Origin of the sequence: Rhodococcus sp. CX (genome assembly GCF_015865005.1) — a bacterium.
Lineage (GTDB): Bacteria > Actinomycetota > Actinomycetes > Mycobacteriales > Mycobacteriaceae > Rhodococcus.
The window spans coordinates 30185-30465 of the sequence record NZ_JADZGH010000227.1; the positions used below are offsets into that span (position 1 = coordinate 30185).

Here is a 281-nt window from a genome sequence, read left to right on the forward strand (position 1 = left end):
GCGGGACCGGACCGGTTGATCGCCCGCGGCAAGAGCCGTCATCTCGAACACGCGGCCCGGCACACACCGGTGTCGGGACCGCCGCCGGCCGAGACTTCACCGGTGGAGGCGATGGCCCACCGGTTGCGCACCGAGGAGGGAATCGCGACCTACCGCAAGCGTTCTCATATTGCGGAGACCCCGTTCGGGCATGCCAAACACAATCTGAAGTTTCGAAGGTTCACCGGGCGCGGACTGGCCCGGGCCCGCGGTGAGTGGAGTTTCCATGCTGCGGTCCACAA

At 66.9% G+C, this 281-nt stretch carries 1 protein-coding gene; it reads left to right on the forward strand.

Going from position 1 to position 281, the window contains the following annotated elements; genetic code table 11:
- Positions 1 to 281: transposase (locus I0Q12_RS25425; protein ID WP_231611428.1), on the forward strand; the 281-nt coding region annotated here is incomplete at both ends.